Origin of the sequence: Noviherbaspirillum sp. Root189 (assembly GCF_001428545.1) — a bacterium.
Taxonomy (GTDB): Bacteria; Pseudomonadota; Gammaproteobacteria; order Burkholderiales; family Burkholderiaceae_D; genus Noviherbaspirillum.
In genome coordinates, this window is record NZ_LMHZ01000016.1 from 22,825 (window position 1) to 37,953 (window position 15,129).

General features: G+C 57.3%; 12 protein-coding genes. 3 read left to right on the forward strand and 9 right to left on the reverse strand.

The features are described 5' to 3' along the window. Positions 1-22 precede the first annotated feature (22 nt). From ASE07_RS11795 to ASE07_RS11825, 7 genes are all read right to left on the reverse strand, one after another. A complete protein-coding gene (locus ASE07_RS11795) occupies positions 23-826 on the reverse strand; it encodes a DUF2894 domain-containing protein (protein ID WP_162256875.1) in 804 nt (267 codons plus the stop codon). After that, the gene (locus tag ASE07_RS11800) at positions 801-1,439 is read right to left on the reverse strand and encodes an OmpA family protein (RefSeq protein ID WP_057291028.1); all 639 of its coding nucleotides are present in this window, start codon (positions 1,437-1,439) and stop codon (positions 801-803) included. The genes ASE07_RS11795 and ASE07_RS11800 overlap by 26 nt, the downstream gene beginning before the upstream one ends. Continuing rightward, the gene (locus ASE07_RS11805) at positions 1,439-3,607 is read right to left on the reverse strand and encodes a DUF802 domain-containing protein (RefSeq protein ID WP_057291029.1); all 2,169 of its coding nucleotides are present in this window, start codon (positions 3,605-3,607) and stop codon (positions 1,439-1,441) included. Before ASE07_RS11805 ends, ASE07_RS11800 begins: the two co-directional genes overlap by 1 nt. Next, on the reverse strand, positions 3,600-4,370 hold the full coding sequence (locus tag ASE07_RS11810) for a DUF3348 family protein (RefSeq protein ID WP_082584097.1): 771 nt from the start codon (positions 4,368-4,370) through the stop codon (positions 3,600-3,602). The genes ASE07_RS11805 and ASE07_RS11810 overlap by 8 nt, the downstream gene beginning before the upstream one ends. Positions 4,371-4,873: 503 nt before the next feature. Continuing rightward, positions 4,874-5,797: a hypothetical protein gene (locus ASE07_RS11815; protein ID WP_156396551.1), complete on the reverse strand. Its 924-nt coding sequence runs from the start codon at positions 5,795-5,797 to the stop codon at positions 4,874-4,876. 62 nt (positions 5,798-5,859) lie between these two features. Then, the gene (locus ASE07_RS11820) at positions 5,860-6,747 is read right to left on the reverse strand and encodes a crotonase/enoyl-CoA hydratase family protein (protein ID WP_057291032.1); all 888 of its coding nucleotides are present in this window, start codon (positions 6,745-6,747) and stop codon (positions 5,860-5,862) included. A gap of 93 nt (positions 6,748-6,840) precedes the next feature. Next, the gene (locus ASE07_RS11825) at positions 6,841-7,818 is read right to left on the reverse strand and encodes an NAD(P)H-dependent flavin oxidoreductase (protein WP_057291033.1); all 978 of its coding nucleotides are present in this window, start codon (positions 7,816-7,818) and stop codon (positions 6,841-6,843) included. 997 nt (positions 7,819-8,815) lie between these two features. Between ASE07_RS11825 and ASE07_RS11830 the strand changes: the two genes are divergently transcribed. Both ASE07_RS11830 and ASE07_RS11835 read left to right on the forward strand, forming a co-directional pair. Then, positions 8,816-9,634: an alpha/beta fold hydrolase gene (locus ASE07_RS11830; protein WP_057291034.1), complete on the forward strand. Its 819-nt coding sequence runs from the start codon at positions 8,816-8,818 to the stop codon at positions 9,632-9,634. Continuing rightward, positions 9,634-12,060, forward strand: a complete 2,427-nt coding sequence (locus ASE07_RS11835; RefSeq protein WP_057291035.1) for a hybrid sensor histidine kinase/response regulator — start codon at positions 9,634-9,636, stop codon at positions 12,058-12,060. Before ASE07_RS11830 ends, ASE07_RS11835 begins: the two co-directional genes overlap by 1 nt. Before the next feature lie 151 nt (positions 12,061-12,211). Here the strand turns inward: ASE07_RS11835 and ASE07_RS11840 are convergent, their stop codons facing one another. Continuing rightward, the gene (locus tag ASE07_RS11840) at positions 12,212-13,279 is read right to left on the reverse strand and encodes a LacI family DNA-binding transcriptional regulator (protein WP_057291036.1); all 1,068 of its coding nucleotides are present in this window, start codon (positions 13,277-13,279) and stop codon (positions 12,212-12,214) included. 78 nt (positions 13,280-13,357) lie between these two features. Further along, positions 13,358-13,765, reverse strand: a complete 408-nt coding sequence (locus ASE07_RS11845) for a hypothetical protein (protein ID WP_057291070.1) — start codon at positions 13,763-13,765, stop codon at positions 13,358-13,360. Positions 13,766-14,060: 295 nt separating this feature from the next. Here ASE07_RS11845 and ASE07_RS11850 point away from each other — a divergent pair, with 295 nt between their 5' ends. Beyond that, positions 14,061-15,092 (forward strand): RNA methyltransferase, encoded by a 1,032-nt coding sequence (locus tag ASE07_RS11850; RefSeq protein ID WP_057291037.1) that lies wholly within the window; start codon positions 14,061-14,063, stop codon positions 15,090-15,092. Positions 15,093-15,129: the final 37 nt, after the last annotated feature.

Genomic DNA, 15,129 nt, shown 5'->3' on the forward strand with positions numbered 1-15,129 from the left:
CACGAATGACCGTCGCGAAAAACTATTTCTTCGGCGCCTTTGCTGCCTTCTGCTTTTTTGGAATGGCAGGCTTTTCTTTCTCACCTTGATCGAGACATAACAAGGTATCGGCGTACGACATGAACCGGTTGAGATAATCCGGTGAGATATCGCGCATCAATGCCAATGAGCGCAGCACCAGCATGTGGGAATTAATCGGTCCGGCATTGGCTGGCGCTTGCTCAAGTGCCTGCGCCACTTGTTTGTCGGCGCTTAGTTTTGACCAGGTATTCCTGAACTTGCGTATTGTCTTCAGTTCCGATCGCGTCTTGGGCGGCGACTCGGCATGCATCTCGGTATTCGTCCTCGCGTGCGTATCAACACCTCCAGCACCTTCAGCACTTTCCGAAGAATGATGCTCAAGCCGGTGCACCAGCGCGCTCAACGAAGCGCATTGTTCACGCGCCTTCAGTGTCGCGATAAATTGCCGCAATCCCTTGAAGTCGCCTGCGGCCAAGAGCCGCTGCAGATCGCTGGCCGCATGGGGATACTGCCGTACGTTGCAGGCGGCGGTTTCCCTGGCGTCGCACTGCGCTTGTTCAAAGCGCTCCCTGAACGCGGCCAGCGCTTTTGCCAGTTTTGCGTCGAGCATGCGCCTGACGCTTCCCTGATGCGCCATGGCACGTTTGGCGAGCACGTCAATATAGTGCAGACGCACTGGATCAAACCGGTCCGCACCTGCGGCGCGCAGGGAAACGATCAACGCGTTCAGATCACGAGATGCGTCCAATGACGCAGCCGCAATTTCCCTGAAATCCGATTCATCCATGAGGTGGCGTATTGGCATTGGAGGTTTTCGGCACAGGCGCCATTTCCACCCGCCGGTTTTGCGCACGCGCCGCTTCATCGATGTTGGGCTTGACCGGCTGCTCGGAACCAAAAGCGGCGGCGAATACCATGGAAGACGGCATCCCTTCGTCGATCAGGGTACGCGTGACCGTCAAGGCGCGTTGCGCGGACAACTCCCAGTTGTCCGCGAAGCGGCCGCTGCGTATGGACTTGTCGTCGGTAAAGCCGCTCACCATGAGCATTTCATTGCGTGCGCCCAGATACGCACGCAGCGGTGTGACAAGGCTATTTAGCAGCTGCCGGCCTTCGGGCTGCAGCTGATCCGAATTGACTGCGAACAGTACCTGCCCACTGATGCCGATGCGCCCATTATTCAAGGTGATACGGCCCGACGCCAGGGGGATCGCCAGCGCTTTTTCCAGGCTCATGCGGCGCTGCTCTTCAAGCTGGCGCTTTTTCACTTCATCTTGCAGATGCGAGGTCAATTCCATCTGGACGGCCACGACGCCCATCAGTATCAGCACAAAAGCGCCCAGCAAGCCTGACATCAAGTCGCCAAAGACGGCCCACACCGGCGCGGCGTGCTCCGCACCTGCGTCAATGTCTTCCATTACCTAACCTCTTCCGCAAGCACGGCCTGCTTTGCGGGCAGTTGGCGCAACTCTTCCAGCATTTCTTTTTGCGATGTCATGCTGAGGTCGATGATTTCACGTGCCTGCGCCACATAATACGCAAGTTGTTCGTCGCTTCTCGACATGGACTTGTCCATCGCGCCTTCGATGCGCTGCAAGTTGGCGATGAGCTTTTCATTGGCTTCGCCGAAAGCCTGTACCGCAAAACTGAATGCCTCACTCAGGCTCGATACTTCCACGGCGCTACTGGTCACATGTGCGGCAATGTCGGAGAGCTTGGCGGCTTCGGTCGATACATTTTCAGAGAACGCGTTAGCGGCTGCGTTAAGCGCCACCGCCGAAGAGGCTACCAGGGAATCGATCACCGAGCGCTGTTCAGCAGAAGCATGATTGATTGCATTGAGCAATGCATTGAGTGTTTCCATGATGCGGCTGCGTTCTTCCAGCAGTTCATTGTCGCGCGCAACGCTGCTGGAAATTTCCTGACGCAATTGCCCGATAACTTCCGCCGCGGCACGCGGCGCTTCCGAGGCTGTCTCGATCAGTCGTGTGATCGGCTCCTCCAGGGCAGTGCCCAGCGTTGTCAGATGGCTCGTCAGTGCGGTTTGCAATTCTCCCAGCCTGTCGACTGCCGCATTGCCACGCAAGGCTTCCTCATCCTTGAGGGCGCCGAGTTCGGTACGTAACAGCTGGGCCAATTGATCCATGCGTTCGCGATGCTGGTCGATCCAGTGCGCTTCGGCGGTCATACGAGAGTGCATCAATTCTTCGGCGCAAGTAATCAGGCGCGTTGTTTCAGACAGCGTATTGCCGGCACTCGCCTGTGCCTGTTCGGTGATGTCTTGCGCAGTCTGGATCAAGGTGTCGCAGATTTGCTGTTGCTGCGCAAGCGTCTGGGCACCGGTCTGCGCCAATTCGTGCTTCAGCGTCACTGCCATCGCTTCCAGGGACTGGGTCCAAGCCTGCTGTCGCTGTTTATCACGCTCCGTCTGATCGGTTTGCAGGCTGGCGTAAGTCTCGCCGACGGTGGTTACAAGCGCGTGTGAACGCTGTTCGAATGTTTCGTTGAATGCATCCAGCGAACGCCCCACATTCGTGACAATGCCCGCGCTTGCCTGTTCGTGACTCTTGAGTGCCGCGGTCCAGGTTGCGGAAACGTTGGCGGCGGTGTCGCTGAACCGCGCAGACAAACCATCGAGCTGCATCTGTACTGTCTGGGCCAGGCGTTCGTGCATCACCGTCGCTTCACGTGCGATGCCGCTCATCGCAGCTTCGACGACGGGCTTGATGCTGTCGCCGGCCGCCTGCGCGCTGAGGCTCAGACTTTCACGCAAGGATTTGTCCACTGCGGATGCCAGACCGGTGTAGACCACTTTGACATTGCTATGGAAGTCTTCCTGATTGCTGAGCAGGCGCTGGTTTAACTGTTGGCTCATGCCATCCATCTGCGCCATCATCGCGTGCAGTTTATCGACGACTTCGGGCAAGGCCTGGGACTGCAACTGCAAAGCCTTGAAGGTTTCCTGACGCTGATGCGCAAGTGAAAAACGGCGCAGTACGGTGGCAATTCTGGTGTCGAGCATTTGCGCTGCCAGCATTCTTTCGCGTCGGCAGAGCGCTGCCATCAGGCCCAGCATCGCGGATGCGGCGACCCCGGCCACCGAGGTACCAAATGCCAGCCCCAGGCCCGAGACCGGCACTGCCAGTGCGGAGCGGATCGCCTCGAGATCGGTGGTTTTTTCCAGCGCAAAGACGGCGCCCTTAAGAGTGACTACCATGCCCAGGAACGTACCGAGCATCCCCAGCATCACCAACAGACCGACCAGATAAGGTGTGAGGGCCGGACCGGGCAAACCGACACGTTCTCCCTCGACGCGCAAGCGCACGGGATTTTGCAATGAAGCGTGCACACTGCCCAGCCAGTCGCCGAGGTCCGTAAGGTTTTCAGGAATCGCTGCCAGCGCTGCCGTCAGGGTAGACGTTGCATGCCGAAACTGACGTAGTTCCAGGGCGCCAAAGCCATAGACCACGCCAATAATAGCCGTCATGGCGATTGCCAGAAAACTGGAGTCGATAAACCCGACACCCACCCAAATGACCGCAAGCGCACCCACAAAGAAGGCGGCGGTAAATAAATGTCTATTCATTGCATATCTTGCTATTGAATGCTTCAATGAGCCCTAAGGTCGGTTGCAGGCGAAGTTCCAGTTCAGCCAGCAGCAGCATTTGCATGTCATTGCAAAAGCGCGCCAGCCAGCCTCCCGCCTGCGTCCAACTGGCAGGGTCGTCTGCCTGCTGCGTATCAACAAGCAACTGCTGATGTGCTTTAAACAAATGCTCAAAACGTTTTTTGAGCAGCACCGGTAACTTCGGGAGCAATTTAGCCTCACGATCGCGCAGTATTTTCTCAAGCGCTGCGTCCAGCTCGGCAAGCTTTTTGAGGGCTGGTGACGCTTGCGCGAGTGCTTCCCTGACATTGACGCGCAATGGTTGGATACCCAGTTCCATGTCGCGTTGATGTGCCTCGTAGAACCGGCGATATGGCACATAAGCCGCCGCAAGATCTATCGGCAATTCGAGTTTTGGGGTAGGCAATGCTATGTGTGTCTTGCCCGAAGCGGGCGAACAGCTCTTTCTGATTGAATTGACAAGGAATGCCTGTATCCGGTCGAATTCGATACCCAAGTCAGTACGCGTGACGGATCGCGTCTGCGGCTGCTTATTTGACGAGCTTGCAATACCTTCGCCGTGCACAGCGGACAGCGTGATGGCATCGGTAAAGTGAATCCACAGACCCAGCTTTTCAGCGAATGCATTCTCAGGCTCGACAGAATCGACAATAGCCAAGTCGGCAAGACAACGAATAAGTTCTGAGCTGTGGAAATTTGTACGCGGTAAAACTCGCGTCATATGCAGGTGCGATCAAAATTGAAAAAACGGGGGAATGGTACTTCACGCGCAACCCGCATGGCCCCTTGCTTTGGCCGGCCGCTGATGAAACTGAACCACTTCTGGCCGCCATTTCATGGCACCTAGCCAGTCGGGATTATATCGTGGAGGAGTGGAAACTCAAACGAACGGGACGTGGAAGTCGTACCAATAATGCGTTGACAGACATGAACCTTCTGTTCATCAGGCAATTTTGATAATTCCCATCGGCAAATGCGCGGATGACCGGTCGTTACTCCGGCTGCTATGTACACACCACTGTGTCGGGCGATGCTTCCGACCATACGCTGGCGAGTGATGCGGACCTTCACACCTGCGGCGCGCTAATGCGCTAACCAGCCAGGCACCCGTGCTTTGTCATTGTGCGCCATCCGAATTGATTTCGCATGCGCTTCCCTGGTTGATTATGGAGAATCGCCGGACGTGCGAGCAGCCATTGATTCTCCTGAAACGAGCTTCTGCTTCTATCCGTCTTTCCGTGCCGCGCTGTATCCTGCGAACGACTCTTTCAGCGTCGCATGGTTGAGCAGCATTTCTGCTTTCAGGCGCTGCCCGCCCGCGTCGTAGATGCGCGTGCGCACCCAGTAGGACTCGGTCCGCTTGCTCTCCGACAAAGCCACGATTTCACGCCGGATCAGATAATCTTCGCCGACAAAGAGCGGTCCCTCGATCATGCGGATTTCCTGATCGGCAAAGAGGCCGACGACAGGCTGCTTTACCGGGAATTTCGCCTTGGGGTTGCTGTACTCGGCGAGAACGCTGACCATTTCAAGTGGAATAACCGCGCGGCCCCACGGCGATGCCGTTCCGTCCGCATACCAGGGCGAACTTTCGGTGATCCGGGCAAGTTTTTGCTTGAGCGAGAACGGATAGAGTTTTCCCATATGCTGATCCGCATCCATGCGCACCGGCTCATCTTCGGCTCCGGTCATGCCGACATGCAGGTCCGATAAAATCACGAGCCTCTCGGGCGGACGAAGCTTTGCCATGCGCTCTTCCAGCAGCGTCGTCCCGTGGTCTGGTCCCAGGCTTGCGCTGGCTTCCAGCACCGGGGTACCATCCGCCTTTTCGGCCCATGCGCGTGCCCGTGTCGCGCCCGGCGCAGGTAGCTCAACGAAAGCCCGTACGGATTCTCCCTCGACGACCATGTTCTGGAAGTGTGCCGAGAAGCAGCCACGCTCGAACCAGGCGTTGCTCCACAATTGCGTCAGCAAGGGCACGAACTGGCTGAAGTGCGTTGGCCCTTCGATAGGCCCGGCCCGGAAGCCGAGTTTCTCGGCCATCGCATCGTCATGGATGGAGGTATGGCCGCTGTACTCCTGTTCGGCCAGCATCTGTTGCGGTTGCCGTAATGGCCCGCAGAGTGAAAGTGGAGTGTCAAAGCTCATTGGCATGTGCTCATTGGCGTGTGGTGTCACAAGTAAATTGATTGTGTATATCGGTACGAGCCTCATGCGAACGGAGGCTCATCCCACCAGGGAAAGAACGGCGGCATGTCGGTCGACACCTTGTTGGGAAAAACTGCCGGGCGCTTTTCCAGGAAGGCAGTTACGCCCTCCCGGGCATCGGCGGATTGTCCGCGTGCCTGGATTGAGCGGCTGTCGATGCGATGGGCATGCATCGGGTGCGGTGCGGCAGACATGCGCCATAACATCTGACGCGTTAAGGCAACGGACACCGGGGCTGTGTTGTCGGCAATTTCACGGGCAAGCGCATAGGCGGCAGGCAGCAGTTCGTCGGGTGCATGCAGCGAGCGCACCAGGCCCCGCGCAAGCGCCTCGTCGGCACCGAAGACCCTGCCGGTCATGCACCACTCAAGCGCTGTTTGCATGCCCACCAGCTGCGGCAGAAACCATGACGATGCCGCTTCGAGCGTGATGCCGCGTCGCGCGAAGACGAAACCGAAGCGCGCCTCGGTGGAGGCCAGCCGCACGTCCATGGGCAACTGCATGGTGGCGCCAATGCCTACGGCGGGACCATTGATTGCGCCGATGACCGGCTTCCGGCTCTGGTATATGCGCAAGGTATTCGTGCCGCCGCCATCGCGGTACACGTCCCCGACCTTCAAGGATTCGCGGGAGAGCTCGCCGGGGTTGGCCTGGCGGTCGAACGTCGCACCGCCCGATGACAGATCGGCACCCGCGCAAAAAGCCCTGCCGGCACCGGTGATGACGACCACGCGTACGTCATCGTCCGCATCGGTTTCGTCGAACAACGCGATAAGTTCTTCGCGCATCTTTGCATTGTAAGCATTGAGCTTGTCGGGTCGATTGAGCGTGATGGTGGCAATGCCCCGGTCAACGCTGTAGAGAGTCGTTTCAAGAGTAGGCAAAGGCATGGTGTCTCCGGATGGTATAGGAACAGCGCCCGCGCAATAGTCAGGCCGCGACCGTGATGCGGGCATTCTCAAGGTCTGACTACCAGGTCGGTGTCAACCGGCCAGCATCCCTGCCAGACGCTGGCGAACCAATCCGTCAGCCTCTGCCATGATGCGGTCGATGAGCTCCTTGACCGTGGGGACGTCACGGATCAGGCCGGCCACCATTCCACAAGACCACGCGCCGGCATCCATCTCACCCTCCAGCATGATGCGCGGATAGACGCCCGCCACTTCATTGGCAATGTCCTCGAACTTCAGCGATGCGCCGAGCTCCCGTTCCTTTTCCAATAGTCGCTTCACGGCGTCGTTGACCAGCACGCGTTCCGTATTGCGCAGCGGGCGCATGACGAGCCGTGTGTCGAGTTCGCTGGCAGCGACAATCGCCTGCTTGACGTTGTCGTGCACCGGCGCTTCTTTCGTGGCAATGAAGCGGGTTCCCATGTTCATGCCGTCGGCGCCCAGCGCAAGCGCGGCTACCAGGGATCGACCGTCGGCCATGCCGCCGGAAGCGACGAATGGAATGCTGAGCTCTTCGGCTGCGCGTGGCAGAAGGATGAAGTTAGGCACGTCGTCTTCACCCGGATGTCCGCCGCATTCGAAGCCGTCGACGCTCACCGCGTCGCATCCGATGGCCTCGGCCTTGAGCGCATGGCGGACCGCGGTGCACTTATGGATTACCTTGATGCCCGCTTCCTTGAGCGCCGGCATCCACTTCTGGGGATTGTTTCCGGCGGTCTCGACCACCTTCACGCCGCCTTCGATAATGGCGTTGATATAGCCCGGGTAGTCGGGCGAGTTCACTGCGGGAAGAAAGGTAAGGTTGACACCAAAGGGCTTGTCCGTCATTTCCTTGCAGCGACGTATCTCGTCGGCGAGTGCCGCAGGGGTGCGCTGGGTCAGGCCGGTAATGATGCCCAGTCCACCAGCGTTGGAGACCGCCGCTGCGAGTCGAGCGTAGCCGACAAAGTGCATACCGCCCTGAATGATGGGATGCTGGATGCCGAATAGTTCAGTGATTCGTGTCTTCATAGGTTCCTAATGAAACGGCTGTCGTTGTAGTCCGAAACCGACCATCACCTGATCAATGAACGGACCAGAAATTCTTCAGAGGCCACCCGGCTATCATGTAGCGACTGTAATGTCCCGCAACGTGAAACGGATAGTCACTGGCATGTTACCTCAAAGCTGAAAACCCCTGCCCTGGCCGCCGAAACCGCCCTGATCCCTTGGACTTGCAATTCAAGTTTCCTGTAGGAAAAGCCCTAAATGTTTAAGATTCGTCTGTAAGTGCTTGTAACATCAACACTTTTTAACTAATCCACACTCCCTGTGGATAACTTTGTGAACAACTGCATGTTGACGACCGGAAAGTCTAGATTCCATGCGGGTTTCTCTTAGAATGGCTAAATTATGAGCACAGGAAAGATCTCAGAAAAATCAATGACTTACGTCAATGGTATTTATCTGTACCAATAGAGGCTGATCAAAATACAACTACCATGTTTATGGTAACTTTTGTTGTGCACAAGTCTGGTGATTTAAAGATGATCTAATACCGATCCCAAGCTATAACGTGACAAATGAGATCGATGGATTTTTTTGACTGGCAAGGCGCAGGAGGAGTCAATAGCGGGCTATTGACGACGAGTGCAACGCGTGCGTTATGGGGTGGGATTGGTATAAAGCACCCAGGATGACTTCGACCTGCAAGCGGCAAAGGCAAACTATCACGTCGAGTTCCTGTCCACAGAATCATGGCTAGGCAGCAATGCAGAATCTGCCTGATGGCTAGCCGCTATCGGGTGTACAAATCGCGTGTTCAACTCGTTGCCTATCCGTATTCCAGGCGTATTTGGCAATTCCCTTATAATCGTATGCGACCGCCCGTGCCGATCGGGTGTCCTCTCAATGGAAGCACATGTGGTGCACAGATCCAAGAAGCACATCGATTTCTGTGATGAAATCTTTTGCCGGCGCTCCGATCAATAACCCCGCAATTACGATTGCTTCGTCCGTATAGTCGACCATGACAACCCTTTCTTCCGCATCCGTTTTCCATCGCAACAACGTCATGATCACAGGTGAAGGCAGTCAGGTAATGCTGTTTGCGCATGGCTTTGGCTGTGATCACCATATGTGGCGACATGTGACGCCGGCGTTCGAGGGCGACTATAAGGTCATTACCTTCGATAACGTGGGCGCAGGAGATTCCGACGCCTCCAAATTCGATACGGGCAAGTACGCAACACTGCATGGCTATGCGCAAGACATCCTGGACATCCTGCACGCGGTGGATGCACGCAAGGCAATCTTTGTCGGCCATTCGGTCAGTGCCATGGTTGGCATCCTCGCGGCTATCGCGGAACCGGATTTGTTTGAACACCTTATCCTGGTCGGACCTTCACCCAGCTATATCAACGATGACGGCTACACCGGTGGATTCACTCGGCAAGATATCGAAGAAATGCTTGAATTCCTGGATGGGAATTATCTAGGCTGGTCCAGTGCGATGGCACCGGCAATCATGGGCAACTCGGACCGCCCTGCTTTGTCAAACGAGCTTGAAAATAGTTTTTGCCGTACCGATCCGACCATTGCCCAGCATTTTGCACGCACGACTTTTCTGTCCGATCATCGCGACGACCTACCCAAACTTGCCGTACCCGCATTGATCCTGCAATGCTCTGACGATGTGATTGCCCCGGACGTAGTAGGTCGTTACATGCATGCGCGGATACCGGGCAGCAGTTTCGTGCAAATGAAGGCAACAGGCCACTGCCCTAATCTGAGCGCTCCGGAAGAAACTGTGAGCGAGATGAAAAGTTACCTTAGCCGATCGCGTTGATGAGTGTCGATCCACAACCAAACCCCGATCCTTACTCGTTCGAGGACGACCCTGCGGAACTCTACGAGGACGCGCCTTGCGGATACCTGTCGATTCTGCCAGACGGCACCATCATTAAAACCAACGCAACCCTTCTGGCGTGGACCGGATATCGGCGCGACGCATTGATTGGCAAGAAGCGCTTCCAGGAACTGCTGCCGCTGGTCGGGCGCATGTTCTATGACACCCACTTCCATCCCTTGTTGCTGATGCAAGGCTTCGCCAAAGAGCTTGCATTCGAGATTGTCTGCGCCGACCAGCAGCGCATCCCGATCATTCTCAATTCCACGCTGAAGCGCGACAGTTCCGGCAATCCGCTGGTCATCCGGATAACGCTTCTCGACGCCCGCGGCAGGCGTGCGTATGAAGAAGAACTGCGCCGCGCAAAACGCAAGGCCGAAGAGGCGCAGAACGCGGTAAAGCTACTTAATGCTTCGCTTGAGGAGCGTGTCGCGCAGCAAGCTCAGGAACGGGACCGGATCTGGCGCATGTCGCGCGATATGCTGGTGGTTGCAACGATCCAGGGAAAACTGATCAGGACCAATCCGGCCTTCTACCGCACGTTGGGCTGGATTGATGAAGAGCTCGAAGGCATGACTTGCTGCGATCTCGTGCATCCTGAACATCTCCAGGCCTTCGGGGCCGCACGCGTGCAATTGCTGGCGGGACTTCCCATCAATCGTCTGGAAATGCCTTACCGTCACAAAAACGGCACCTATCGATGGATTTCCTGGACGATCATGCCTGAAGGCGAGCTTATCTATGCAGTCGGGCGCGATGTGACGGACGACAGGATACAGGTGGAAACGCTGCAGAAGACAGAAGCGGCGCTGCACCAGTCCCAGAAAATGGAAGCGATAGGCAAGCTGACCGGCGGTGTTGCCCATGATTTCAATAACATCCTGCAGATCATCTCGGGCAATATTGATTTGCTGAAGCGGGATTTCGCCGGCATCCTCCACGCACAGGGCCGATTGAAAAACGCGACCCAGGCCGTCGAACGCGGCGCAGCAATTGCCGCGCAACTACTGGCCTTTGCACGCCGCCAGCCTTTGCAACCCGTGCCAACCAACCTCGGGCGGGTTGTCCGCGAGATGGAGGACTTGCTGTGCCGTGCGTTGGGTGAAATGGTCAACATTGAAGTGATCGTAGGCGGCGGTTTGTGGAACGCAACCGTAGACCGGGGCCAGTTCGAAAACGTCGTTCTCAATCTTGCCATCAATGCGCGCGACGCAATGAACGGCAACGGCAAGCTGACGATACACGTTGGCAACGCCATGCTGGACGAACATTATGTGCAAACGCATGCGGGCGCGGTTCCCGGCCAATACGTGATGCTGTCAATGACCGATACCGGTTCGGGTATGTCGCCGGAAACCCTGGAACGCGCATTCGAGCCTTTCTATACCACCAAGCCGCAAGGTGAAGGAACTGGTCTCGGCTTGAGCATGGTATTTGGTTTTGTCAAACAAAGCGGCGGTCACATCAACGTGCAGAGCGAACTCCACAGCGGCACCACGTTCGAGCTCTACTTTCCGCGTACGCATCAGGACGAAGTACCCATTGCCGAACCGCGGAGTGTCAATGTCACCGGCGGAAAGGAAACGATCCTGGTGGTCGAGGACGATCCGGCTGTGCAGGCGGTGGTGGTGGATATGCTATCGGGACTGGGTTATCACGTACTCAAGGCCAAAGATGGTGAGAGCGCACTGACAGTCTTGCGTAGTGGTCTCGCCATTGATCTCTTGTTTACGGACGTGGTGATGCCTGGACCGATCCCGGCACCCGAAGTGGCAAGGCAGGCGAAAGCACTGCTGCCCGAGATCGAAGTCCTGTTCACCTCGGGATATAGCCGGGACGCCATCGCTCATGGCGGCAAGCTGGACCCTGGTGTGCAATTGATCAGCAAACCCTATCGCCACGAACAGCTTGCTCAGCGGATTAGACACATGCTTGAAAAAAAGAACGCAGCGCCTGTGCAGGCGGCGCGGTCACAGCCTGGCGATGACGCATCCCGCAGCGCCATGAGCCCGCCATCGCATCGTATCCTGGTTGTCGAGGACAATGCAGACGCTCAGCAAATGCTTTGCCAACTGCTGGCTTTAATGGGGCACACCGTCGAGGGCGCATCGAATGCGGAAGACGCGCTCACGCTGCTCGGTTCAAAAGATTTTGACGTATTACTGACGGATGTTAACCTGCCCTTCATGTCCGGAACGGAATTGGCGAAACAGGCCCTGGACATCGATGCGTCGATAAGAATTATCTTTTCATCCGGTTATGGCGCTGTCGAAAGCGAGGGAATCCAGGCGCTCTCCTTGCCGAAACCTTTCGGCCTCGTACAACTGAAAGAGGTCTTATCGAAGCTGTCGCAAGAGGTGGGGTAGCGATTGTGCCCCCGCTCTCACGGCCTGGTGAGGTCGTTATACCAATTCCATCCCATAACGCAACATGACAGCGCGTCTTTTTCCGCCTGGCTGAAGCCAGAGGCGCGGCTGAGCCTGAAATACAGGGTACGCAAGCCATACCAGGTTGAAATCACGCACTGTCGCGCTCAACGATGGAAAAGCCGATGTCGTGGATGGGATCCAGGACGGCCTGGCCATCGGCGCGGGAAATGATGAATTGCGCTGCCTTGCGTCCGATCGATGTGCCGTCGATGCGCACCGTTGTCAGCGCCGGATGCAGGTCGCGCGCAAAACTCAAATCGCCGAAGCCGATCACGGCAAGCTGTTCGGGGACCTTGATTCCACTCGCCTGCGCCTCGGTCAAAACACCGAGAGCAATCAGGTCGGAACTGCAAAACACCGCGTCAACCGCGGGCTGCCGCTCCAGCAGTTCACGTAATGCGCTGCGACCGCTACCCAGTGTGGTCGGTGCCGGCACCACTACCCCCGGGACCGCGGATTGGTCCTCATGGCACATGCCCAAGCTCATTGCGGCGTCCGAAAATGCCTGATGACGGCGTATTGCGCGCTCGTCATTGCCATTGATGGAAGCGACGCAACGTTTGCCGCGCCGATGAAGAAAATCCGCGACCGCCGCGCCTATTTTTTCATGAGAAAAGCCGACCAGCATGTCAATCGGCGTGGGAGTCAGGTCCCAGGTTTCCACCACCGGAATGCCACTGGCCAGCAAGCGGCGGCGCCCGTCGGCGGAACGCATGATGCCGGTCAGGACCACGCCGTCCGGACGCCGGCCAATGATCGCTTCAAGCAGCGCATCCTCACGTGAGTCCCGATAACCGCTCTGGCCGAGCATCAGTTGATAACCCCGTTCGGCAAGGGCTTCGGTCAGCGACTGCACCATCTCCAGGAAGACCGGGCCGGCGATCGTGGGGACAACAGCAGCGACCAGGCGGCTCTTGCTGGAGGCAAGGCCGCCGGCCAGCATATTGGGCACGTAGCCGGTGCGTTCGACCGCATCCTTCACCTTGCGTAATACCTCCGGTGATACGGCGTCGGGGGTGTTCAGCGCGCGCGATGCGGTGATGGGTGCGACGCCGGCAAGCTTGGCAACGTCGCGCAAGGTGATTCCGCCGCCACTACGGCGACCGCGTCGTTCACGCGGTTCTTCGGTCTGATCGGGAAGTGATTTGGTGGCCATCCATGAATTATACCGAGCATGCCGATGGTAGCGCTATCAACACCATGCTATATGGCGTCGGGCTGTCGTGGCAATGCGTCATCCGGTCCTGAAAAGGTCATGCTGATCAAGGATGGCGTAGACGATTTCAGGATGCCTGTCCATGCATCGCCGCACCGCCGCGGGAACCGACTGCCGGATCTTCCGGCACAAGCCAGGGCGGTCTTCGAGTTCAATAATAAGTCCGCGCACGGTGCGCACCTCATTCGACCCTGGCGCAATCTTCAGGGTAAGGCCAAGCTGAGCCTGTATCCGTTCACAGACATGCAAGAGTTCGGCATAGCTGCAGACGCGTTCGATACGTTCGATGAGCCGCTTTTCTTCTTCCCTGGTCAGGCGGAGGACGCGCAAGTCCGCTTGCGGATCGGCGAGCAGAAGCTCACGATTGCAGGTGCAGGCACCTGGCGGGCATTCTTTGCGAATCGGAAAAGAAAGCGCTTGCAACATCGTCATCTTGCGAAAGCGGACTGCTCCCTGTTGGCTGTGGCGTCATCCCGGTGTGGGCCGGGAACATAAGGCAGTATACTGTGCACGGGAACCAGAAACTTGGCAATGCGCAGCGATCACCGGTCGTGACAGTAGAGCCGTATCCGATTGCAGTATATGCAATACATCGCAGCCAGCTGCAAGCAAGTACACTTGACCACCATTCTGACCACCATTGTTCCCGATTCATCAATCCTGAGATTCGCCGTGACCGGCGCGAATCGCATTTCGCGTAACCCCGGCCCTGTTTTCTTTCATGCAAATCGAACTGATCCACGAGCGCCTGCGAGCATTGGGCGCCAAACCGACACATGCGCAGCGCGTGCTGCGCGACTGGCTGCAGGCGCGGCCATATGACCACGGTCGGCGACGTCCGCAGGACTTTTTGCCAAAATCACTGCGTGACGGCTTGCCTGCAATGGACGCCGACTTGCATGGTATGGCGAAGCTGTTGTCGTCCCATCCAACCGACGACGGCTCGGCGCGCCTGCTGGTCGCGCTACATGACGGACAAACCGTGGAAAGCGTATTGCTGCCGCGTGGCGGCCTGTGCGTCTCCAGCCAGGTGGGTTGTGCGGTAGGATGCCAGTTTTGCATGACTGGACGCAGCGGCCTGATACGCCAGTTAAGCAGTGGCGAAATCCTCGCGCAGCTTGCGCTGGCGCGCCGCCAGCGTGCCGTGTCGAAGGTCGTGTTCATGGGCATGGGCGAACCCGCACATAATCTTGATAACGTCATGGACGCGATTGAATTGATGGGCATGGAAGGCAACATCGGCCACAAGAACCTGGTGTTTTCGACAGTCGGTGACCCGCGCGTATTCGATCGCTTGCCACGTGGCCCGGTAAAGCCGGCGCTTGCCTTATCACTGCATACCACCAAGCGGGCATTGCGCGAAAAGCTGCTGCCGCGTGCACCACGTCTGTCGCCGCAGGAACTGGTGGAACAAGGCGAACACTATGCACGCGCAACGGCCTACCCCGTGCAATATCAGTGGACTTTGCTTGAAGGCATCAACGATGGCGACGATGAACTGGAAGGTATCGTTGCGCTCCTCAAAGACAAGTATGCGGTGCTCAACATGATTCCTTACAACACCATCCCGGATCTTGCGTTCAAGCGTCCATCATGGGAGCGTGCTCGCGATATCGCCCGCTGGCTGCATCGCCGCGGCGTGCTTTGCAAGCTGCGCGATTCGGCAGCGCAGGAAGTCGACGGCGGTTGCGGTCAGCTAAGAGCGCGGGCACTTGCCGCCGACACACGGACGATTGCCGTTTATCCGGCATGAAGCGCATTAATGTGCGTGACAGGTAATCGTCACATTC

Bases quoted from the DNA above. Each gene is read 5' to 3' on its own strand.
- ASE07_RS11815 (WP_156396551.1), bottom strand. From the start codon at position 5,797: ATGAGCTTTGACACTCCACTTTCACTCTGCGGGCCATTACGGCAACCG.
- ASE07_RS11825 (WP_057291033.1), bottom strand. From the start codon at position 7,818: ATGAAGACACGAATCACTGAACTATTCGGCATCCAGCATCCCATCATT.
- ASE07_RS11850 (WP_057291037.1), top strand. From the start codon at position 14,061: ATGCAAATCGAACTGATCCACGAGCGCCTGCGAGCATTGGGCGCCAAA.
- ASE07_RS11795 (WP_162256875.1), bottom strand. From the start codon at position 826: ATGCCAATACGCCACCTCATGGATGAATCGGATTTCAGGGAAATTGCG.
- ASE07_RS11845 (WP_057291070.1), bottom strand. From the start codon at position 13,765: ATGTTGCAAGCGCTTTCTTTTCCGATTCGCAAAGAATGCCCGCCAGGT.
- ASE07_RS11840 (WP_057291036.1), bottom strand. From the start codon at position 13,279: ATGGCCACCAAATCACTTCCCGATCAGACCGAAGAACCGCGTGAACGA.
- ASE07_RS11820 (WP_057291032.1), bottom strand. From the start codon at position 6,747: ATGCCTTTGCCTACTCTTGAAACGACTCTCTACAGCGTTGACCGGGGC.
- ASE07_RS11835 (WP_057291035.1), top strand. From the start codon at position 9,634: ATGAGTGTCGATCCACAACCAAACCCCGATCCTTACTCGTTCGAGGAC.
- ASE07_RS11800 (WP_057291028.1), bottom strand. From the start codon at position 1,439: ATGGAAGACATTGACGCAGGTGCGGAGCACGCCGCGCCGGTGTGGGCC.
- ASE07_RS11810 (WP_082584097.1), bottom strand. From the start codon at position 4,370: ATGACGCGAGTTTTACCGCGTACAAATTTCCACAGCTCAGAACTTATT.
- ASE07_RS11830 (WP_057291034.1), top strand. From the start codon at position 8,816: ATGACAACCCTTTCTTCCGCATCCGTTTTCCATCGCAACAACGTCATG.
- ASE07_RS11805 (WP_057291029.1), bottom strand. From the start codon at position 3,607: ATGAATAGACATTTATTTACCGCCGCCTTCTTTGTGGGTGCGCTTGCG.